This window comes from Faecalibacterium sp. An77 (genome assembly GCF_002161315.1).
Lineage (GTDB): Bacteria > Bacillota > Clostridia > Oscillospirales > Ruminococcaceae > Faecalibacterium.
Genome location: NZ_NFHK01000007.1, coordinates 1 through 21,432 on the forward strand (window position 1 = coordinate 1; position 21,432 = coordinate 21,432).

Sequence of the window (21,432 nt, forward strand, 5' to 3'; positions counted from 1 at the left end):
TCTCGTGTTCCTGAATGTGGCTGTATTTTCTGGGCATAGCAAAGACCTCCTGTAGTAGTTTTATTCTACCACAGGAGGCCTTCTTTTTTCACTGTCTACTTTTACTGGAGCAGTTCAGGTGCGGGGCTTTTTTCAGTTTCGGACAATTTTGTCCCAAACCCCCGCCGGGGCTGCACTGGGTCCAATTTTGGACCCAATGACGCCGGCGCTGGGCTTTTGCTCATTTTTGAGCGATAGGGGAGACAGGCCCCAGGCTTTCCCTTTGGCTGCTGCCGCTGCCTCTGGCCCTGGGCGCGTTGTCGTGTGGGAAAATCATTGCCCCCAATTTTGGGGACAGTCACACCGCCGCCGGGTTTTGTGTCTGCTGGGCGCAAAATTGCGCCGGCCTCGGGCGCGCTGCCGTGTCATAAAACGCCCGCCCGCTTGTGTCGTGTACTTAGGAAAACTTGTGTTTTGAATGCCATACCGCCCACGATCCACCCCCGCGCATTATCGTGTGTAGAAACCCCGCCGGGGCTGTATCTTCTCAAAACCGAGAAGGTATTTTCCAACTGATCCGCTGGGGCTGTATCCTCTCAGGACAGAAAAAGACCATCTGCCCATGGGGTCACAAATCGTTACCCCGTCGCCCGGGCCGCCTGCGGGCCTCTGTAGCGCCTTTTTGGCGCTTGTCGTGTTCCTCCTCTACCGCTTTATGTTTTGCGACCATTATAGGGGCTCTCAGGCTTGCCACACGCTGCGCATTTCTCGTTATTCGCTCTTTGTTCACTGGGCGCAAAATTGCGCCCAATAGAATCCCGGCGGACCTGCTGTCAGCCGTCCCAAATGTGTGTTTTTTCGGGGTTTGCTCTGGGTTCGCTCTGGGTTCACGGCTGCGGGGCCTTGCAAGGGTGGACACCCCAAAACTGGGGAATCATCAACCTCCGGCGGGGTCTATGGAGCTTTTGCAAGGGGTCTGCAATGCGCCGACCCCTGCCCGCTGCCGGGTGCCCCTGGGCTGCTGCGGCAAAGGGGCCGGAAATTTCCCGCACCACCCCCGCCGCCGGTCGCCTCCGGGGTGCCATGGGTTCCAGCCGGCGCAAAATTGCGCGGGCCTGTGGACTCCTCATTTTTGAGGGCTCCAACCGGCGCAAAATTGCGCGGGTTGAAGTTTTATGCCGCCGGGGTGCTGCCGATCCTAAACCGGCGTTTCACCGGGTTAGCCTATGGTTTTAAGTTTGACCGGATTTCTAAAACGGGAATCCGACGCCCGGCCTTATGCGCGGGCGTTGTCGTGTAATAAAATCCTATTTATCGTACTTTTAAAAAGCCGCCTTTCACCGGTTCCGGGGCGCTGATCCAGCAGCATAAGCCCCAAAGCCCTAGCCCTGGCCCCTGCCCCGCCGGGGCGCTGATCCACTCAGCCGGCGGGCTTTTCTGTTGGTTGACATAAAGCCGCCCGCAGAAAAAGGCCCGCCCAAATCTGGACCGGCCTTTCCTGTTGGGGTTTATTCGCTCCGCGCTTCTTCTCGCAGGCTCCGGGCCATCTGTGCGGCCCTTTTGGCCTCTGCCCTTTGTTCTTCCTTTCTTTCCAGGTATTCGACCGCGCGCTCTTCCACGCTGCCGCTGTGGTTCCATGCGCCCCAGCCGGTGCCGCGCCACGCCTGCACAGAAATAACAGCATCATGCCAGCGCCTGATCTGCGGATTTTTGCCCAGCTTGCGCAGGGCTTTTGTTTTGGCCTGGCTGATCTGCTTAACGGTGACACCTTCAGCGGCTGCAACGTCAGCCGGCGCTTTTTCATTCAGGCAAACGCCCCGCACGGCTGCCGCTTCCTGGGCTGGCAATTCGTCAATAGCGTTTTCCAGAATGGCCCGCAATTCTTTATTGCAAATATCGTCCTCTGCCGCCGCAAAGGCTGCCGCCGCTGCCGGGTCCGGTTGGACAAGGGCCAGCGTGTCCCCGCCCGCGTCATCATCGTTCAAGGGAGTGTCCAGGCTTGCACAGCCGTTCAGAACGTCGGCCGAAACTTGAACCTCCCGGCCATCCTCTGCGGTTACCAGGCGAATATGTGCGCCCCGAAGCACCTTGCTGATCTGCCCTTGAAGGGACAAGGACAGATAGGTTGTGAAGCTGCCTTTTCCGGGCTGTAATGCTCTGCGGCGTACTGTACAGCAAAAAAGCCTTCTTGTTTCAGGTCCTCCAACGTCAGGCCGTGCGCCTGTGCGGTGCCCTGGTTTCGGGTGTACCACTTCCACACCTGCTGCCCCACAAAATCCTGGTTGATTTCCCAAAGCTGGCCCAAAGCAAAACCGTTCCCGGCGGCGGCCAGAGCTGCAAGGGCGGCGTTTGCCGCCTGCCGGTCGGTCGATGTAATCTCTGTGCGCATTGTGATCCCCTTTCTGTGGTGTCTTTGCTCTCGTCACAGCTGAAACAAAAGGATGATGAAGAAAAGCCCTCTGGCCTCTGTTTAGGGTCAAAGGGCTTGCGGTGACTCACTGTTTTTACCTTTTGCTCTGGTCCGTAGCCATCAAAGCACGCTCGGCGGCGGCTACGGGCCTCTGTAGAGGTTTTTCAAGGATTCGGCATATAACTTTCATACCTTGAAGCTTTGCGGCGTCTACGGGCCTCTATTTGTGGGCTTGCGCAATAACCCGCCGGGGCCGATCTGCTGGCGGTGCACTTACTCATTCAAGCCGCGTTCCCGCTTCACCTCTTCAATGACCGCCCGGAAGATGGGAGACGTGGCCACTGTGACAGGCTCGACGCCTTCAGCATGAAGCTGATTCATCATCTCTTCAACGGAACAGCCCAGAGAATCGGCCATTTCCTCGACGCTGAAAAGCTCACTGTCGCCGGTCGCCATAGACAACGCCAGCCGCGCCCCCAGAAAACAGGCATTCGCAGAAAGGCCGGCTGCCATGCCGCCGCGGACAATGTCCTGCACCACTTTCACGTCTACTCGGAATCACTGGGCAATGGCCTGCACCGTTTCGTAAGCGCCGCCGGGGGTCGCGTTCTGCCGGTTGGCCTGACGTTCTGCCGAGCATTCTTCGCAATAAACCTGTGTGGTGTCCAGGTCATGCTCCCCACTTTCCAGAATTTCCTCCAAGTCAACCTTGTGCTCCCGGCCACACTGGGGACAGGTGGTATAGACGTTGTCGCAGGTAATGGGGAGCTTCTTTTCGTTGTCTTTCAGGTAAAACATAGTAATCCTCGCTTTCTCAAATACAATCGGCGTTTATGCGCCGCTGTGGCTATTTTTTGGCGGCTTCCAGCTGCGGGCGGCCTGATCTGTTGTCTTTGTATCAAACGACTTTCGCCATCGAAAAATCCTTTCTTTCGTCCGGGTCAATGGAAATCAAGCGATCCCCGGCGGCGCGGGAAATTTTCTTGAACAAAACGGAATAAAATCCGTTAATCCCTTCAGCAGTATAAGGGCTGGCCAGCACGGTTGGCCGCTTGTTGGCGGTTCGGGCGCTGATAATTTCAAACGCGGTTTCGAGTGCGGCAGTAGATGGACGGCCATTCGGTGCCGCTAAAAAATCATCCAGGACAACGACTGCCCGACAATCTTTCACAAGGTCCCGAACATCATCGGCCCGCCAGTTTCGGCTTGACCGCCGGACGGCTGCCAGCAGCTCCGGCCAGCTGTAATAAAGCGGGGGCTGGGAGCCGCTTTCGGATACATGGTAGATAATCCCGGCGGCCAGATGGGACTTCCCGCACCCACTTTGCCCACCAAGGAAGAGCAGCCCCTCCGGGTTTTTGGCGAAAGATACAGCAGCTTCAAGGGCCTGCCGTTGCCAGGGTTCAGAACATTCAAAGCCTTTCAAAGTTTTATTCTTCAGCTCTTCAGGAAGGCCAGAAGCAAGGCGGTTCTTTGCGGCGTGTTTGCGGTCGTAGCAGACAGGGCAAGGCACGCGGCACCCCTGGTCCCCCGCTTTGACCCCCGTCGGGTCCTCAAAGGCATATTCATATAGCCAGCCGGACCCGTTGCAAGAGGGACACGGGTTGTCCGGGTATCGCTTCGGGTCGTGCTGGTTCATTCGTTGGGCAAGCGTGAGCGTGTACGGGACTTTACAAGTGGATTCCAAAGCGCCGTTCTGGCTCTGGTTTTGGCTCATTTTGGGTCACTCCTCCATTTTCGTTTTCTGTCTGCCACTGCAAGCGGCTTTTCAATAAAGCTTTCCAGCTTCTGACCGGTTGCCCATCAATCTGCCAGCCGTCAGCCTCCATCTGCCGGATAAACCGTTCGGCGGCGTCCATAGCCAGCCCAATCTTTTGGGCATATTGAAAAACCTCTTGATCTGTGGGCAATGCCTGCTTGCTTAAGCTATTTACTAAGCTTATATTACTATTCGGAAAATTTTTTCCGCGTCATCGGAAAGATTTTTCCGGGTAATCGGAAGATTTTTTCCGTCCACAAGTTCGCCCTTGACGATGATTTCCCGGGCCGCTGATCCGGCTCGCTTTCTCTCAATCAGTCCGGCAGACTCAAGACTCTTGAGCGCATTTCTTACTGTTCTCTGGTCGACACTGTACCGTTCTGCAAAAAAAGCGTCAGAGGCCACGCAAGTCCCGTTCCGAGACAGTGAAAGTATTTCGGCATACAATACCGCCGGGTTAAACCATCGCCGGGCAACGCTGGCCGGGAGCATCAAAAAATAGTCTCTCGGCTCATTTTTTCGGTCGTCTCCCATCTTTACCCCCGAACATTATGCTTGGGTGAAAGCCGGGACTTTGTATGTAAAAAGTCTGCAATTTTCACTTGGTTTTGGTCTCCATGTGTGATAAAATAAAAACAAGTTTTATGGTGCTGATAGGCCGTCAGCTGCCGTCCGTGCGTGGAAAACGCAAGGGCGGCTTTTTTGTGCTCATTTATCGCCGGGACTCTCTGGCCCGGTGCTGATTTCTGTTCCGGCGGCCTCTGTAACCCCCAGTTGCCGCAGGTATGCCGGCATATTTACCAGGCAAGACCGGCCAAACCACTGACAGGGAATAGAGCCGTCACGGGTGCCCGCCCGGATGTGCGAAACAGGAATACCAGTAATCCGGGCCGCATCCGCCGGGCGCTGAAAAGGGGCGTCAGGTGCTGCGTTTCGTTTTCTCATTCGTTCGTCACCTCCACCAAATCCTCCACCGGTACTTCCAGCGCATTGGCGATTTTGCCAACGGTAGCGGGTCGACAATTATTGCGACTCATCGTGGTATACAGGCTCTGTGCATTGCATCCCATTTTGCGGGCCAGCTGTGCATAACTCGACAGTCCGGACTTTGCAAGGGCTATTTCCATTTTTCGTTTGCTGAGTTTCGTCTGAATCACATCCGATTCAATTTGAATCCCTGTAACGCATTATAGCGATTCATTGCGAATCTGTCAAGTGTACGCACAGGATTCGTATTGAATCGGAGTAGAAAGCGTGGTATACTGCTTTCAAGGGGGCAATGATATGAAACCACGTAACAACGCGGCGGCCACGATCGGCAGGCGAATTGCAATAGAGCGGCATAGGGCTGGTCTGACACAGGCCGAACTTGCTGCAAAGGTGGGTCTTGCACCCATTACTATACGACAATATGAAAAAGGATTGCGCGAACCTCGAATTGACACACTTCGGAAAATAGCGGAAACGCTCGAAACGAATATCACTTATTTTCTACCAACTCCTGCAGAAAACCAAAATTATTTTGACAAGGTTCGCAATTCTCTTTCTTTCAAAGAAATTGACCAACTAGAAAATTTTGATTTATGGACAGAAGAGGAAAATCTTGACCTAATAAGTGAAGCGGTTCAGATGCTTAATCTTGAAGGTCAAAAGGTAGCACTTGAGCGGGTTAGAGAATTAGTTGAGATTGCCAGGTATCGAAGCCCGGGGATTACGTTGCCGGTCTCATGGCGGATTGACGGGCCGGAAGAACAAAGCATCGACTATGAAACTGTCGAAGGGGGGTCTGAACCGGATGGCCAGCATTAAACAGAAAACCGACAGCAAAGGCCGCACCGTCTACCAGGTCCAGGCCAGCGACGGCAGAGGCCACCGGGTGTATCGCACATTCAGGCCGGAACCCACATGGAGCGCGAAAACCACACAGCGGGAACTGAGGAAGTTTGCCGCCCAGCTGGAAAACGATTTAAAAGGCGGGCGGGTGCTGATCCGCGGGGAACGCCAGGAAGAAGCCCGCCGGGCCGCCGCAAAGGCTGCAAAGGTCCAGACATTCGCCCAGTATACCGAACGGGTATGGCTGCCCCAGAAGCGGGCCAGCAGTGCCCGCAATACCATGCGGGTATATGAAAGCGCCCTGCGGCTGCATATCCTGCCGGCGCTGGGGCCTAGCTTGCTGGGGGAGATAACCCCGCCCATGCTGACGGCCCTGTTTTATAACGTCCAGGCTGAAGGGTATGCAGAGGCCACGCAGGAACTGGTGTGGATTATCACGGGGGCGATCCTTGAAGCGGCTGTCCAGGACGGCCTTTTGGAACATGACCCCATGAAAAAGGCGCGCCGCCCGGCGGCGTCCAAAGATACCAAAATAGAGCGGCAGGAGCTGGCATATACGGCGGATGAACTACAGGCGATCTTCCAGGCCATCCAGCGGGAGCCGCTGACCTGGCGGGCGTTGGTGCTGCTTTTGGCCTCTACCGGTATCCGCCGGGGGGAGGCCGCCGGGCTGCAATGGGACTGTGTGAACTTTGACACAGGGGAAATAACCATCCGGCGCAATCTCCAGCCCTGCAAAGGCGGCACATACACCACCACCCCCAAAACCGGCAGAGAACGGGCCGTCCTGGTTCCGCCCGATGTGCTGGACCTGCTGCGCCAGCTTCGCCAGGAGCAACCGGTCACCGTGCGGTGGGTATTTGCCCGGCCACACAGCACCGAACCCATGAACCCCAACAGCATTACAGCCCATTTTGCCCAGATGGGCAAGCGGTACGGGATAGAGGACTTTCACGCCCACAAGCTGCGGCACAGCTTCGCCAGCCTTGCTATAGCACAGGGGGCAGACGTGGCCGCCGTCGCCCAGTGTCTGGGCCATGCGCAGATATCCACAACCCTGGCTGTTTACACGCATACAAACCAGACAGCAGCCAACCGGGCCGCCTCGATGGTCTGGAGTGCTCTCCAGCAGCCCAAACCGGAAGAAAAGAAAGCCTGAAAAGAAGGACGCCAGCCTCACAGGGGACCGGCGTCCTTTTGTGTTTGGAGTTTCTTTTGGTCATTTATCGGTCTATCCCCGGCGGGGGTCAAAATTTTGACCGCAACAAAAACCGCAACATCTACCAGAAAAACCGCAACATACACAGACGACAGCAGAAAGAACAAGACAAAACGGAAAATTGAATAATTGGTGATATACAGTTAAATATGACGGTAAATTTTGGGGGAATTCAGAATCAGACAACACCAGAAAAAGCGGTTTCGGATAATGCAAACTTTACAAATCACCCCGCTTTTTCGAGAAAAAGCTTGGCAAAAAGCTTTACTGGGTACCATGAACTCTGGCCGCTCTTTATACACCCCCGCCGGCGGCAAACATGCCTTGCTCACACGACGTTTGCGCCTGCGGCGCGGTACGATGCATGGTTTTGTGGGGACTGATTCATCTGGTACCGTTGACTGATGCAGTCCTCACCAGGTCCTGCCGGAGGTTGGGTTTTGGTCGCTTTATCGCTTTATGAGGTTCCCGGCCGGCGGCCCTGTGCGGATCAAAGAAGTCGGCAGTACGATGAAATCAGGCCAGGGAAAACCTTATATCGCATCGCGCCACAGACGCAAACGCCGGGAGCCTTCTAAAGCGGCTGACAATGCTTGACCTGTAAAATCAGGTTTTGAGTCCGTTTGCATCGAACCGGGGCACAGCCCCAGACGTCGGGAGCCTTCTAGAGCGGATGACAATGCTTGACTTGTAAAATCAGGTTTTGGGTCCGTTTGCATCGTACCGGGGCGCAGCCCCAAACGCCGGGAGCCTTCTAGAGCGGATGACAATGCTTGACCTGTAAAATCAGGTTTTGAGTTTGTTTGCATCGTACCGGGGCACAGCCCCAAACGCCGGGTGCGAGCCTGGGCGTAGAGGCCCCGCGGAAGTGTCGGAGACCCGGAAAGTGTATGGTACCCAGTGAAGTTTTTTGCCAAGCTTTTTTTCAAAAAAGCGGAAAAGTCGGGGGTTGACTTTAGGAGCGTAGAGTGATAAAATAAGCGCAATGTTAGCAATCAACCAAATGCGCTGACGGGGAAAAATCGAAGGATGTCCCGCTTGCAGAGAGCCGCCGGGTGGTGTAAGGCGGTGTGGGAACTTTCGGCTACTGGCCCCTGAGCAGCGAAGCTGAACGATCATTTCCAGTAGGCTTCGACGGATGCCCACCGTTATTGGGGCAGCGATTCGCCGCCAATGGCTGGCTGATCGTGTCGAGCGGCCGCATCATCTGCGGCAAAGAGAGTGGTACCACGGGTGCCCTGTAAAAGAACTTACAGGCTCTCGTCTCTCAGGGCTTTCGCCCCCTGAGCGACGAGGGCCTTTTTGTATGCGCAGCCAGGGATTCAACGTATTTTACGCATCGTTTAGGAGGATACCGCTATGATGGACGCCACCAAGTACGCACCCGGATACTACCCCGCACCCGCCGGCTATGACAGCTGGGTCAAGAAAGACCACATCGAGACCGCCCCCGCCTTCTGCAGCGTGGACCTGCGGGACGGCAACCAGGCTTTGATCGTCCCCATGAGCCTGGAGGAAAAAATCGAGTTCTTCCAGATGCTGGTTAAGATCGGCTTCAAGGAGATCGAGGTGGGTTTCCCCGCCGCCAGCGAGACCGAGTATGAGTTCCTGCGGACTTTGATTGAGCAGAACATGATCCCCGAGGACGTCACCGTCCAGGTTCTGACCCAGTGCCGCGACCACATCATCCGCCGTACCTTCGAGGCCGTCAAGGGCGCTCCCCGGGCCGTCATCCACTTCTACAACTCCACCTCGGTGGCCCAGCGGGAACAGGTGTTCCACAAGTCCAAGGATGAGATCAAACAGATCGCCATCGACGGCGCCAAGCTGGTCAAACAGCTGAGCGAGGAATATGAGGGCAACTTCCTGTTTGAGTACAGCCCCGAGAGCTTCACCGGCACCGAGCCCGACTACGCTCTGGAAGTCTGCAACGCCGTCATCGACATCATGGAACCCACCCCCGACCGTCCCATGATCATCAACCTGCCGGTCACGGTGGAGATGAGCATGCCCCACGTCTACGCCAGCCAGATCGAGTACTGCTCGGCCCACCTCCACAACCGGGACAGCGTCATCCTCTCCACCCATCCCCACAACGACCGCGGCACCGGCGTGGCCTGCGCCGAGCTGGCCGTCCTGGCGGGCGCCCAGCGAATCGAGTGCTGCCTGTTCGGCAACGGCGAGCGCACCGGCAACGTGGACGCCATCACTCTGGCCCTGAATATGTACAGCCACGGCGTGGACCCCAAGCTGGACTTCTCCGACCTGCCCGCCATCTGCGAGACCTACGAGCGGGTCACCCGGATGCACGTCTATGAGCGCAGCCCCTACGCCGGCCAGCTGGTGTTCGCCGCCTTCTCGGGCAGCCATCAGGACGCCATCGCCAAGGGCATGAACTACCGCAAGGCCAACGGCGAGCACCGCTGGACCTGCCCCTATATCCCCATCGATCCCCACGACATCGGCCGTACCTACGACGCCGACGTCATCCGCATCAACAGCCAGAGCGGCAAGGGCGGCATCGGCTTTGTGCTAGAACAGAACTTCGGCTACAACCTGCCCGCCAAAATGCGGGAGGACCTGGGCTACAAGGTCAAGGCCGTGTCCGACCACAGCCACAAGGAACTGTCCGCCGCCGAGGTCTGCCGCATCTTTGAGCAGGAATACCTCAACAAGCAGAAACCCCTCAACGTGGCCGAGGCCCACTTCATCCAGAAGAGCGGCATCACCGCATCGGTCACCCTGGAGATGAACGGCTCCACCCGCGAAGTGGTGGCCATCGGCAACGGCCGTCTGGACGCTGTGGCCAACGCCATCCAGACCGCCACCGGCATGGACTTCCACCTGGAGCAGTACTCTGAGCACAGCCTGGACGGCGGCTCCACTTCCCGCGCCGCCTCCTATGTGGGCCTGGTCTGGGGCGACGGCACCACCACCTGGGGCGCCGGCACCGACACCGACATCATTGTGGCCGGTATCCGGGCGCTGGTGTCGGCCATCAACAACAAGTGAGAATGGATGAAGGGAGAACCATATCATGGGAATGACTCTGACGCAGAAGATTCTGGCCGCTCACGCGGGCCTGGAGCAGGTCAAGGCCGGCCAGCTCATCAACGCCAAGCTGGACATCGTCCTGGGCAATGACATCACCACCCCGGTGGCCATCAACGAGTTTGAGAAGGCCGGCTTTGACAGCGTGTTCGACAAGGAGCACATCGCCATCGTCCTGGACCACTTCGTCCCCAACAAGGACATCAAGAGCGCCACCCAGTCCAAGCAGTGCCGCACCTTCGCCAACAAATACGACATCCTCAACTTCTACGACGTGGGCGAAATGGGCATTGAACACGCCCTCCTGCCCGAAAAAGGCATCGTCACCGCCGGCGACTGCATCATCGGCGCCGACAGCCACACCTGCACCTACGGCGCTCTGGGCGCCTTCTCCACCGGCGTGGGCTCCACCGACATGGCCGCCGGCATGGCCACCGGCATGGCATGGTTCAAGGTGCCCGCCGCCATCCGGTTCGTCCTCACCGGCTCGCTTCCCGAGCGGGTCTCGGGCAAGGACCTGATCCTCTCCATCATCGGCCAGATCGGTGTGGACGGCGCTCTGTACAAGTCCATGGAGTTCACCGGCCCCGGCGTGGCCAGCCTCACCATGGAGGACCGTCTGTGCGTCTGCAACATGGCCATTGAGGCCGGCGCCAAGAACGGCATCTTCCCGGTGGACGAGGTGACCAAGGCCTATCTGGCCGGCCGCAGCCAGCGCACCCCTGTCTACTACGAGGCAGATCCCGACGCCGAGTACGAGCAGACCATCGAGATTGACCTGTCCGCCCTGGTGCCCACCGTCAGCTATCCCCACCTGCCCGAGAACACCCACCCCGCCAGCGAGGGCGGCGACATCAAGATCGATCAGGTGGTGATCGGCAGCTGCACCAACGGCCGTCTGGAGGACATGGAGGCCGCCTACAACATCCTCAAGGGCAAGCACATCGCCAAGGGCGTTCGGGGCATCATCATTCCGGCCACCATGGCAGTCTATAAAGAGTGCATCCGCCGCGGCTGGGCCGAGGCCTTCATCGATGCAGGCTGCATCGTCTCCACCCCCACCTGCGGCCCCTGCCTGGGCGGCTACATGGGCATCCTGGCCGAGGGCGAGCGCTGCGTCTCCACCACCAACCGCAACTTCGTGGGCCGCATGGGCCACGTCAAGAGCGAGGTCTACCTGGCCAGCCCGGCCACGGCAGCCGCCTCGGCCCTCACCGGCTATATCACCGACCCCCGCACGGTCTGACGACGAAAGGAGTACACTGCAATGAACGCGAAAGGTCATGTTTTCAAATATCCCGACAACGTGGACACCGACGTCATCATCCCGGCCCGCTACCTGAACACCCAGGACGCCAAAGAGCTGGCCTCCCACTGCATGGAGGACATCGACAAGGAATTTGTCGCCAAGGTTCAGCCCGGGGACGTGATGGTGGGCGGCTGGAACTTCGGCTGCGGCTCCTCCCGGGAACACGCACCCCTGTGCATCAAGACCAGCGGCATCTCGGTGGTCATCGCCAAGAGCTTTGCACGGATTTTCTACCGCAACAGCATCAACATCGGCCTGCCCATCCTGGAGTGTGAGGCAGCCGCCGAGGCCATCGAGGCCGGCGACCTGGTGAGCGTGGACTTTGACACTGGCGTCATCACCGACGAGACCACCGGCGCGGTCTTTCAGGCCGAGCCGTTCCCGCCCTTCATCCAGGAGATCATCGCCGCCGGCGGCCTGATGAACTCCATCCAGGCCAAGAACGCCAAGTAAGAAAGGGATACCGCCATGGAAAAGAACATTGCCGTCATCTGGGGCGACTGCGCCAGCCCCGAGATTGTCCGCCAGGCCCTGCGGGTGCTGGATAAGGTCGCCGAGAAATACGGCCACACCTTCCACTACATTGACACCGCCATGGGCGGCGAGGCCATCGACAAATACGGCGACCCGCTGCCCCAGCACGAGCTGGACAAATGCCTGGCCGCCGACAGCGTTCTGCTGGGCGCGGTGGGCGGCCCCAAGTGGGAGGGAATGCCCGGCGACAAGCGCCCTGAAAAGGGCCTGCTGCGCCTGCGGGCCGGCATGGGCCTGTACTCCAACAGCCGCCCGGCCAAAATCTGGCCCCAGCTGGCCCCGGCCAGCCCCCTCAAGCCCGAGATTGTGGCCCAGGGGATTGACTTCATCATTGTGCGGGAGCTGACCGGCGGCGTCTATTTCGGCGAGCACCGCACCGACACCCTGCCCAGCGGCGAAAAGCAGGCGGTGGACCTGATGCCCTATTCCGAGCACGAGATTGAGCGGATCGGCCGCATCGGCTTTGAGACGGCTCAGAAGCGCCGCAAGAAGCTGTGCTGTGTGGATAAAGCCAACGTTCTGGACACCAGCCGCCTGTGGCGTGCGGTGATGCACCGCCTCCAGGCTGAGTATCCCGATGTGGAGTACAGCGAGATGTTCGTGGACAACTGCGCCATGCAGATCGTCAAGAATCCCGCCCAGTTCGACGTCATCGTCACCGAGAATATGTTCGGCGACATCCTGTCGGATGAGGCTTCCATGATTACCGGTTCCATCGGCATGATTCCCTCCTCCTCCCTGGGCGAGGGGACCCGGGGCCTCTATGAGCCCATCCACGGCTCGGCCCCCGACATTGCCGGCAAAGACGTGGTCAACCCCACCGCCTGCATCCTGTCGGCAGCCATGATGCTGCGCTACAGCTTCGGGATGGCGGCCGAGGCCGACTGCATTGAGGCGGCCGTGGGCAAGGTGCTGGACGCCGGCCTGCGCACCGCCGACAACATGAGCGAAGGCTGCACCTGCCTGGGCTGCGCCGCCATGGGCGACGCCATCCTTCAGGCGATGGACTGAACGCTGCGATTTCCTGTTATTTGAGACAAAGGCCCCTGTCCGATGCGGCTCGGATGGGGGCCTTTGTCGTTTGGAGGGGGCCGGTCTGCGTCCCCGGCGGCGGTAGCCGGAATGCGTCGTGAAAGGATTTCATTTGACAAAACAGTTTATGTAATCTATACTGGTGTCTATCAGACCTTTTTACAGAAAGAGACACAGGGCGTCCCGGCCCTGTATTTTGTTGGGAGAGGGATTATGCTTACACTGGATAAAATCTACCACGCCGCCTTTGTGCTGAAGGACATCGCCCGCCGCACCGACCTGATCGAGGCACCTCTGCTGTCCAAGGACTGCCATATCTACCTGAAAACCGAGAATCTCCAGGTGACCGGCAGTTTCAAGGTGCGGGGCGCCTATTATAAGATCAGCCAGTTGTCGGAAGAGGAGCGCAGCCGGGGCGTCATTGCCTGTTCGGCGGGCAACCACGCCCAGGGCGTGGCCCTGGCCGCCACCCGCCGTGGGATCAAGAGCATTGTCTGCATGCCGGACGGCGCCCCCATCATGAAGGTGGAGAATACCAAGAACCTGGGCGCTGAGGTCTGTCTGGTGCCGGGCACCTACGACGACGCCCACGACAAGGCGGTGGAGCTCCAGGCCGAGACCGGCATGACCTTCATTCATCCCTACGACGACGAGCTGGTCATCGCAGGGCAGGGCACCATCGGTCTGGAGATTCTGGACCAGCTGCCCGACCTGGACGCAGTGATTGTGCCCATCGGCGGCGGCGGCCTGATTGCCGGCATCGCCTTCACCATCAAGTCCCTGCGGCCCGAGGTAAAGGTCTACGGCGTCCAGGCGGCGGGCGCGCCCAGCATGTACCAGTCGGTGCGGCAGCACAAGTATCAGACCCTGGACACCGCTTCCACCTTTGCGGACGGCATCCAGGTCAAGACCCCCGGCGAGCTGACCTATGAAATGTGCGAAAAGTACGTGGACGAGGTGGTCACCGTCAGCGAGGACGAAATCGCAGCGGCCATCCTCTCCCTGATGGAGAACCAGAAGCTGGTGGCCGAGGGAGCCGGCGCGGTGCCGGTGGCGGCGGCTCTGTTCCACAAGCTGCCCATTCAGGGCAAGAAAGTGGTCTGTGTGGTGTCGGGCGGCAACATTGACGTCAACATCCTCAGCCGTGTCATCACCCGCGGTCTGGTGATGAGCGGGCGGAAGTCCAATCTGACCATTGCCCTGGAGGACAAGCCGGGCCAGCTGACCAAGGTATCCCGGATTGTGGCCGAGTGCGGCGGCAACGTGGTATCGGTTCAGTACGACGGTTCCGATCCCGACATGCCCATCTCCAGCTGCTTCCTCAAGCTGGGCATGGAGACCCGCGACGCCGCCCAGATCGAGCAGATCCGCACCGAGCTGGCCAAGGCCGGTTTCCAGCTGGTCGCCGAACGCACCTGACCCCGCTTTTTCGAGAAAAAGCTTGGCAAAAAGCTTCACCTGGTACCGCTGACTGCTGTGGTCCTCACAAGGCCCTGCCGGCGATAAGGTTCCAGCCGCTTTAGGAGGTTCCCGGCCTGCGGCCCTGTGAGTCCAGCGTCGTGCCAGTCTGATTTTTCGGTCTTTGCGTCTGCTTTTGAGAGAAAATGGGCAGACAGCCGCAGAAGCAGGTCAGGCGAAAGGGGACAGTTTCCCGGTAGCTTTATAAGGCTCCCGGCCTGCGGCCCTGTGAGTCCAGCGTGATGGGCCGGGCCGTTCTGCTTCGACAGGGGCTTTCATTCGACGAATATACATCACCCAGGCGCAAGCCTGCCGAAAAAGGAGAACTTACCATGAACGTTGTTTCCACTTCCAACGCACCCGCCGCCATCGGTCCCTACAGCCAGGCTCTGGACCTGGGGGATCTGGTCTTTGTGTCGGGTCAGATTCCTGTGAACCCTGCCACCGGTTTGATGGCTGACACCGTGGAGGAGCAGGCCGCCCAGAGCCTGGCCAACATCAAGGCCATTCTGGCTGAGGCCGGCCTCACTATGGCCAACGTGGTCAAGACGGTGATTTTCCTGGCCGACATCAATGATTTCGCCGCGGTGAACCAGGTCTACGCCCAGGCCTTCAGCGAGCCCTACCCCGCCCGCAGCTGCGTGCAGGTGGCCGCCATCCCCAAGGGCGCCAAGCTGGAGATCGAGTGCATCGCCAAGCGGTAACAAAAACCACAAAAGAAAAGGGACAGCGGTCGGATGACGCGCTGTCCTTTTTGTTTGTGCTGTGAGGGGAAATCAGGCCGGGATGCTGGCTGCGGCGGGGAGACTTTCGGTCTGGACGCCGGCCTCAGCGGTCTGGACCTGTTCCTCGGTGGGATTCACAATGTCATTGTGGGCCACATGGGTGCGCAGGTACTCCACCCAGGCGGTATAGCCCGCAGGCAACAGATGGTAGCCGTCGGGCTGGGCGTATTCGGCTTTCAGGTCGCCGTTTTCGTCCGCCAGCACCTCCCAAAGATCCAGGAAGTAGCAGCCCTTCTCCACCGCCAGGGCCGCCAGGTCATTGTTCACCCGGATGAACCGCTCGGCATACATGCCGGCGTGCTTGGCGTCGGCGCTGACCTCGGGGCGCACCGGCGTGATGGACTGGACATAGATGTCCGCGTCCGGCAAAAGGTTCCGGATGCGGTCCAGCATCAGGCTGTAGTAGTTGAGGAAACTGGTGTAGTCGGTGTCCTGGGTCAGGACGTTGGTGCCCAGCAGAATGTACACAGATTCGGGGGCATAAGATACCATTGCATCCAGCGGCACTTCCTGGACGCCGTCCACCCGGGTGCAGGTGGTGCCGTTGACCACTGCGCTGGGGCCTACCCCGCGGTAAGCACAATAGTGGGCGTTGGGAAGGCCGGTGTCGTAGATCTGCAGGCCCTGGGTCAGGCTGTCTCCCAGAAAGACGGCGTTGTCAAAATAGCTCAGGTCCACCGGCGCGGTCTGGGTTTCGGGCATGGACGCCAGCCGGAAATCCATGGCGGTGGTGATGCCGTCGGTCAGTTTCTGGACGGTGAGGCTGGTCTGACGGGTGTAGCTGAGGGTACGCCATTCGGTGCTGGGCAGGGTCTGTTCCAGCAGGGTGACCTGGGGCGTTTTGTTTTCGCGGCGGGTGGGGTAGAGCTGACGCCACAGCACCCATACGCCGCACAGCAGCACCAGCATCAGAAACGCCAGCACGGTGGAAAACGTCCTGCGCCACCGCCTGTGCAGAACATGGCGGCGGTATTCCTGATAGTCTGCCATAGGGTCCTCCTTGCCCCGGTTTCCCGGGGACTTTTGATGATTGATTCTATTATACAGCGCCCGCCACCGCCGCGCAAGGCGGCAGGTGAATTTTGCCAGGGGGCGGCGGGGCCTTTCTTCCTGGCTTGATTTATGCTATACTTATAAAATAGGAATTCTTGACAGAAAGCAGGTAATTTGATGCGCACAGACCCTTCGCTGCATTATCTGGACAACGCGGCCACCACCATCGTGGACCCCGCGGTGGCCGATGTCATCCATACCGCCATGCTGGAGCACTGGGCCAATCCCTCCTCCCTCTACCGGCCCGGCGCCGAGAGCGAGGCGGCTCTCGGCCATGCCCGGGCCGCTCTGGCCCGCACCATCGGCTGCAAGAGCAAAGAGTTTTACTTCACCTCCTGCGGCAGCGAGGGAAACAACCTGGCCCTGCTGGGCGGCGCTCTCACCAAGACCTTTGGCAAAAAGATCATCTGCTCGGGGTTTGAGCATCCCAGCGTCCGCCGTCCTCTGGAGCAGCTGGCTTCCAGCGGCTGGCAGGTGGTGTTTGTGCCGCCTGAGACCGATGGCCGGCTGGATGTGGACCGGATGCTGGAACAGGTGGACCGTTCCACCGTCCTGGTGGCCTGCATGATGGTGAACAACGAGACCGGCGCCCGCTGCGACGTGGAGCGCCTGGCCCGGGAGGCCAAAAAGATCAACTCCCGGGTGATGGTCCACGTGGACGGCGTCCAGGCCTGGATGCGGCTGCCGGTCAAACTGGCGGACAGCGGCATCGACAGTTTCACCGTCAGCGGCCACAAGATTCACGCCCCCAAAGGGGTGGGCGGCCTGTTCCTCAGCGACAAGCTGATCCAGAGCTTCCGGCCGCCCTATCTGGGAGGTGAGCAGGAGCGGGGCATCCGGCCCGGCACCGAGAACCTGCCCTATGCCCTGGGCCTGGCGGCGGCCGCCCAAAAGCTGGCCCCCACCCTGCGGGAGCGCACCGCCCGTGTGCGGGAGCTGAATGACCGGCTGCGGGCCGGGCTGGCGGCCTTCCCCACGGTGGAGATCAACAGCCCCGCCGACGGCGTGCCTGAAATCCTGAATTTCAGCCAGAACCGGATCAAGAGCGAGACCATGCTGGCCTGGCTGGCCGAGGCGAAGGTGTATGTCTCCTCGGCGTCGGCCTGCGGCCGGGGCGAGCCCAGCCATACCCTGGCGGTCATGGGCCGCAGCGATCGGGCCATCGACACCGCCATCCGGGTGTCCTTCTGCGCCGACAACACCCCCGAGGATGTGGACGCCTTCCTGGAGCGGTTTGAGGCCGGCATGAAAACCCTGGCGTCCTTTTAAAGGAACCGGAAACGGCCGGTCCGGCCCGGGCCGGACTGGCTTTTGTTTTGACAGATTGTTATAGTAGGAGAATGTATATGCAGGAAGTAATCATTGGCTACCAGGGCGAAATGTCCCTCAAGGGCCTCAACCGGAATCAGTTTGAGTCCGCCCTCATGAAAATTCTGCGCTTCCGGCTGAAGGACGCCGGCAAGTTCAACGTCTGGTGCGCCCAGTCCACCTTTTACATGGAGCCGGAGGAGGACGGGGCCGACCTGGACCTGGCCTTTGAGCGGGTGAGCAAGGTGTTCGGCCTGGCGGCAGTCAGCCGCAGCGCCGTCTGTGAAAAGGACTTTGATGCCATCTGCCGCACCGCCGAGTCCTATCTGGGAGACAGCCTGCGCCATGCCGTCACCTTTAAGGTGGAGGCCCGCCGCTCGGACAAGACCTTCCCCATGGACAGCCCCGCCCTGATGCGGGAGCTGGGCGCCTATCTGCTGGAGCGGCATCCCCGGCTGAAGGTGGACGTCCATAACCCGGACTGCAAGGTGATTGTGGAAATCCGGGACCGCGGGGCCTACGTCCACGGACCCAAGACCCCCGGCGAGGGCGGTCTGCCGGTGGGCACCAGCGGCCGCGCCCTGAATATGCTGTCGGGCGGCATTGACAGCCCGGTGGCGGCCTACCGTATGGCCAAGCGGGGTCTGGCGCTGGATCACATCCACTTCGCCTCGCCTCCCTATACCTCTGAGCGGGCCCGCCGCAAGGTGATTGCCCTGGCCCAGCGCACCACCGTCTACACCGGCAGCTGCAACCTGTTTGTGGTGCCCTATACCCGTCCCCAGGAGTATATCCGGGACAATGCCCCCGCCATGCTGTTCACCGTTCTGATGCGCCGCAGCATGATGCGGATTGCGGGCCAGATCGCCCAGCGCCAGGGCTGCGAAGCCCTCATCACCGGCGAGAGCCTGGCCCAGGTGGCCAGCCAGACCGTCCACGCCCTCCGCTGCACCGATGCAGCCCAGGACCTGCCGGTGCTGCGCCCCCTGATCGGCATGGACAAGACCGAGATTGTGGAGACCGCCCGGCACATCGGCACCTTTGAGACCAGTATCCTGCCCTATGAGGACTGCTGCACCATCTTCACCCCGCCCCACCCCAAACTCCGCCCCACCCTGGAAGAGATTCTGGAGGCGGAGGCCGCCATGCCCGGCCTGGCCCAGCTGGAGGCCGAGGCGGCGGCCCAGACCGAGCGGCTGCGCATCCGCATCAACGACGAGCTGGAGCTGGAAGACTGAGGGGAGGCCGAGCCATGACGGCAGAAATCATCAGCGTGGGCACCGAGCTGCTGCTGGGGAATATCCTGAATACCAATGCCCAGTTCCTCAGCCAGGAGCTGGCCCAGCTGGGCATCACCGTTCAGCGCCAGAGCACCGTGGGGGATAACCATGAGCGGCTGGCCGACTGGGTGCGGGAGGCCAAGGACCGCTGCGACCTGCTGGTTTTCACCGGCGGGCTGGGGCCCACCGACGACGACCTGACCAAGGAGACGGTGGCGGCCTGCTACGGGGATACGCTGGTCTTTGACCCCGAGGAGTGGGAGAAGATCGTGAGCTTTTTCACCCGGATGGGCCGTCAGACCACCCCCAACAACCGCAAACAGGCCATGGTGCCGGTTCACGGCCGGAAAATCCCCAACGCCCACGGCACCGCGCCGGGGGCCTGGTTTGAGCAGGACGGCCGCTGCGCCGTCCTGATGCCGGGGGTGCCGGCCGAGATGAAAGCCATGTGGGCGGAACAGGTCCGGCCCTGGCTGCTGGCCCGGCAGAACTGCACCCTGCACTCCCTGACGCTGCGGGTTCTGGGGGGCGAGAGCGAGATCGAGTACCGTGTGCGACACCTGCTCAGCAGCCCCAACCCCACCGCGGCCATCTACTGCAAGACCGGCGAGAGCGAAATCCGCATCACCGCCCGGGCGGCCAGCGACCAGGACGGGGAGGCCATGTGCCGGGCATATGCCAAAAAGTTCTATGATATTCTTGGCGACGCGGTGTATGATGAAGATGTACCTGGTTTGGCGCATACCGTGATCCACACCCTGGAGGCCAAGGGAATGACCCTGGCCACCGCCGAGAGCTGCACCGGCGGCCTCATCGCCCAGCAGCTCACCGCAGTGCCGGGGGCAAGCCACGTGTTCGGCTATGGCTTTGTGACCTATTGGGAACAGGCCAAGGCCCGGCTGCTGGGGGTGGACCCGGCGGTGATTGAGCGCTACAACGTGGTGTCGGGACCGGTGGCGGCCCAGATGGCGCTGGGCGCCCGGCAGGCTGCCGGCGCGGACCTGGCGGTCTCGGTCACCGGGCTGGCAGGCCCGGGGGGCGGCGACCAAGTGCGCCCGGTGGGCACCGTCTATATTGCCGGTGCCACGGAGGACGGCGTTTGGGTGGAGAAATTCCACTACGTCCGCTCGGGGCGGGAAAATGTCCGGGCCCGGGCGGCCCATGCGGCCCTGGAGCTGGCCCTGCGGCTGATGCAGGGCAAGGCCCCGGCGGGCTGCTGCCGCCTGACGGCCGAGGACTGCACCCGGCCTGAGGCGCTGGAGGCACTGGACCAGGCGTTGATCTTATAAGGTCCATCTGAAACCCTTCAGCGCGCCATCACCCTTGCCGGACCGGCTTTCAGATGCACCGCAGAAAGCGACAGGAGGAATGCAAGGATGGATGGGGCAAATGAGAGCTGGGTGCTCCGGTTTTTTGGTGTGCAGGAGGCGGAGGTGTGCCGGGCCGCCTCCGGCCTGGCGGGCCGGTATGGCCTGACCCAGGTGGAGAGCCGGTCCCAGGGGCCCGAAACCCTTCTGGCCCTGACGGCCCCGGCCCCCGCGCTGCACAAGGCGGAGGGACGGCTGCGCCGGACCTTTCGGGCGGGGCTGTACGGCACAGGGGAACAGACCCTGGCCGATTGTGCCGCCCGGGCTCTGGTAAAGCGGGACCGTCTGCTGGCCTGCGGGGACAAGCTGGCCCTGGAACTGCTGGCCCCCCGGCTGGAAGGCCGGGACGGGGTAGACCGCGTCTTTGACTTTGGGGCGGGCAGCTGTGAGGACCCTGACGCCGCCGCGCGAATCGAGGCCCTGGCCCTCCGGCGGGACAAAAAGGGAACCGCCGGTCCGGTGGCCCGGGAGCTGGACCGCCTGCGGGCAACCCTCAAGGTGACAAAGGCCGACCTGGCAGCGGGGGCTCTTTCGATGGAGGAGCGCACCCTGGTGGCGGTGGCCGGCCGAAAGGGCAGCTGGTTCTATCTGGCCGGCGCGGGGGAAAATCCTGCCCTGTGGCTGCTGGATATCCTGCGCCGTGCTGCCGAAGGCCGCCGACAGTCCCCGGAAGTGTGCTTTGTGCCCCGGGGCAAACGGCCCGGCCCCCTGTGGGAGGCCCAGGCGGCCCCCGCCGAATCCGCTGCCCCTGGGGAGGACGAAACGCCGGAATCCTCCGCCTCAACAGAGACAAGCCTCCCGGCGCCGCAGGCGCATCGCCGCCGCTGGCCGGTGCGCCTGGCCTTTGTGCTGGGGGTGGTGGCCCTGGCGGGTCTGGCGGCCGCCCTGCGGGTGACCGACGGAGACCTGACCGCCCTGCCCAGCCTGGTGCAGAGCATGATGGAGGGGAGCCAGCTGCCGGCCCATTCGGGGGCGGCCCTGATCTGAATCTGAGAAAAATCCGCTGTTCCGTGCCGGATATCGGCAGGAATGGGCGGATTTTTTGTTTTGGGCCC

Annotated in this window: 20 protein-coding genes and 1 other annotated feature; of the genes, 12 read left to right on the top strand and 8 right to left on the bottom strand. The window is 60.6% G+C overall.

What is annotated here, in order from left to right:
• Positions 1–1,487: 1,487 nt before the first annotated feature.
• The 7 genes from B5G28_RS04115 to B5G28_RS04140 form a co-directional block, all read right to left on the bottom strand.
• Positions 1,488–1,964, bottom strand: a complete 477-nt coding sequence (locus tag B5G28_RS04115) for a sigma-70 family RNA polymerase sigma factor (RefSeq protein ID WP_144265470.1) — start codon at positions 1,962–1,964, stop codon at positions 1,488–1,490.
• Between the two features lie 71 nt (positions 1,965–2,035).
• Positions 2,036–2,368, bottom strand: a complete 333-nt coding sequence (locus B5G28_RS04120) for a hypothetical protein (protein WP_087246455.1) — start codon at positions 2,366–2,368, stop codon at positions 2,036–2,038.
• A 294-nt stretch (positions 2,369–2,662) separates the two neighbouring features.
• On the bottom strand, positions 2,663–2,929 hold the full coding sequence (locus B5G28_RS04125; RefSeq protein ID WP_087246456.1) for a hypothetical protein: 267 nt from the start codon (positions 2,927–2,929) through the stop codon (positions 2,663–2,665).
• 18 nt (positions 2,930–2,947) lie between these two features.
• Positions 2,948–3,187, bottom strand: a complete 240-nt coding sequence (locus tag B5G28_RS04130) for a hypothetical protein (RefSeq protein WP_087246457.1) — start codon at positions 3,185–3,187, stop codon at positions 2,948–2,950.
• A gap of 100 nt (positions 3,188–3,287) precedes the next feature.
• Entirely contained in the window at positions 3,288–4,106 is an 819-nt protein-coding gene (locus B5G28_RS04135; protein WP_087246458.1) for an ATP-binding protein, read from the bottom strand.
• Positions 4,060–4,299, bottom strand: coding sequence for a hypothetical protein (locus B5G28_RS14645; RefSeq protein WP_158099574.1), 240 nt, complete (start codon positions 4,297–4,299; stop codon positions 4,060–4,062). The genes B5G28_RS04135 and B5G28_RS14645 overlap by 47 nt, the downstream gene beginning before the upstream one ends.
• Positions 4,300–4,328: 29 nt before the next feature.
• Positions 4,329–4,682: a helix-turn-helix domain-containing protein gene (locus tag B5G28_RS04140; RefSeq protein WP_087246459.1), complete on the bottom strand. Its 354-nt coding sequence runs from the start codon at positions 4,680–4,682 to the stop codon at positions 4,329–4,331.
• 750 nt (positions 4,683–5,432) lie between these two features.
• On the opposite strand from B5G28_RS04140, the gene B5G28_RS04150 reads away from it, so the two are divergent.
• The 8 genes from B5G28_RS04150 to B5G28_RS04185 all read left to right on the top strand — a co-directional run bounded on the left by B5G28_RS04150 (position 5,433) and on the right by B5G28_RS04185 (position 15,288).
• Positions 5,433–5,957, top strand: coding sequence for a helix-turn-helix transcriptional regulator (locus B5G28_RS04150; protein WP_087246461.1), 525 nt, complete (start codon positions 5,433–5,435; stop codon positions 5,955–5,957).
• A complete protein-coding gene (locus B5G28_RS04155; RefSeq protein ID WP_158099575.1) occupies positions 5,944–7,140 on the top strand; it encodes a site-specific integrase in 1,197 nt (398 codons plus the stop codon). The genes B5G28_RS04150 and B5G28_RS04155 overlap by 14 nt, the downstream gene beginning before the upstream one ends.
• Positions 7,141–8,199: 1,059 nt before the next feature.
• Positions 8,200–8,471 (top strand) — a binding site (T-box leader).
• A gap of 88 nt (positions 8,472–8,559) precedes the next feature.
• The gene (locus B5G28_RS04160) at positions 8,560–10,212 is read left to right on the top strand and encodes a 2-isopropylmalate synthase (protein ID WP_087246463.1); all 1,653 of its coding nucleotides are present in this window, start codon (positions 8,560–8,562) and stop codon (positions 10,210–10,212) included.
• 25 nt (positions 10,213–10,237) lie between these two features.
• Entirely contained in the window at positions 10,238–11,497 is a 1,260-nt protein-coding gene (gene leuC, locus B5G28_RS04165) for a 3-isopropylmalate dehydratase large subunit (RefSeq protein WP_087246464.1), read from the top strand.
• A gap of 21 nt (positions 11,498–11,518) precedes the next feature.
• A complete protein-coding gene (gene leuD, locus B5G28_RS04170; RefSeq protein ID WP_087246465.1) occupies positions 11,519–12,013 on the top strand; it encodes a 3-isopropylmalate dehydratase small subunit in 495 nt (164 codons plus the stop codon).
• 15 nt (positions 12,014–12,028) lie between these two features.
• Complete coding sequence (gene leuB / locus B5G28_RS04175) at positions 12,029–13,105, top strand: 3-isopropylmalate dehydrogenase (protein WP_087246466.1); 1,077 nt, start codon at positions 12,029–12,031, stop codon at positions 13,103–13,105.
• Between the two features lie 234 nt (positions 13,106–13,339).
• Complete coding sequence (ilvA, locus tag B5G28_RS04180; protein ID WP_087246467.1) at positions 13,340–14,545, top strand: threonine ammonia-lyase; 1,206 nt, start codon at positions 13,340–13,342, stop codon at positions 14,543–14,545.
• A gap of 371 nt (positions 14,546–14,916) precedes the next feature.
• Positions 14,917–15,288 (top strand): RidA family protein, encoded by a 372-nt coding sequence (locus B5G28_RS04185; protein WP_087246468.1) that lies wholly within the window; start codon positions 14,917–14,919, stop codon positions 15,286–15,288.
• A 72-nt stretch (positions 15,289–15,360) separates the two neighbouring features.
• On the opposite strand, the gene B5G28_RS04190 is transcribed toward B5G28_RS04185, so the two are convergent.
• Positions 15,361–16,359, bottom strand: coding sequence for a GDSL-type esterase/lipase family protein (locus B5G28_RS04190; RefSeq protein WP_087246469.1), 999 nt, complete (start codon positions 16,357–16,359; stop codon positions 15,361–15,363).
• A gap of 180 nt (positions 16,360–16,539) precedes the next feature.
• Between B5G28_RS04190 and B5G28_RS04195 the strand changes: the two genes are divergently transcribed.
• From B5G28_RS04195 to B5G28_RS04210, 4 genes are all read left to right on the top strand, one after another.
• Positions 16,540–17,691 carry a cysteine desulfurase family protein gene (locus tag B5G28_RS04195; RefSeq protein ID WP_087246470.1) on the top strand — a complete coding sequence of 384 codons (1,152 nt, stop codon included), beginning with the start codon at positions 16,540–16,542 and terminating at the stop codon, positions 17,689–17,691.
• A 77-nt stretch (positions 17,692–17,768) separates the two neighbouring features.
• Positions 17,769–18,968 carry a tRNA uracil 4-sulfurtransferase ThiI gene (thiI, locus tag B5G28_RS04200; RefSeq protein ID WP_087246471.1) on the top strand — a complete coding sequence of 400 codons (1,200 nt, stop codon included), beginning with the start codon at positions 17,769–17,771 and terminating at the stop codon, positions 18,966–18,968.
• A gap of 14 nt (positions 18,969–18,982) precedes the next feature.
• Entirely contained in the window at positions 18,983–20,299 is a 1,317-nt protein-coding gene (locus B5G28_RS04205) for a competence/damage-inducible protein A (RefSeq protein ID WP_087246472.1), read from the top strand.
• Between the two features lie 87 nt (positions 20,300–20,386).
• The gene (locus tag B5G28_RS04210) at positions 20,387–21,364 is read left to right on the top strand and encodes a hypothetical protein (RefSeq protein ID WP_087246473.1); all 978 of its coding nucleotides are present in this window, start codon (positions 20,387–20,389) and stop codon (positions 21,362–21,364) included.
• Positions 21,365–21,432: the final 68 nt, after the last annotated feature.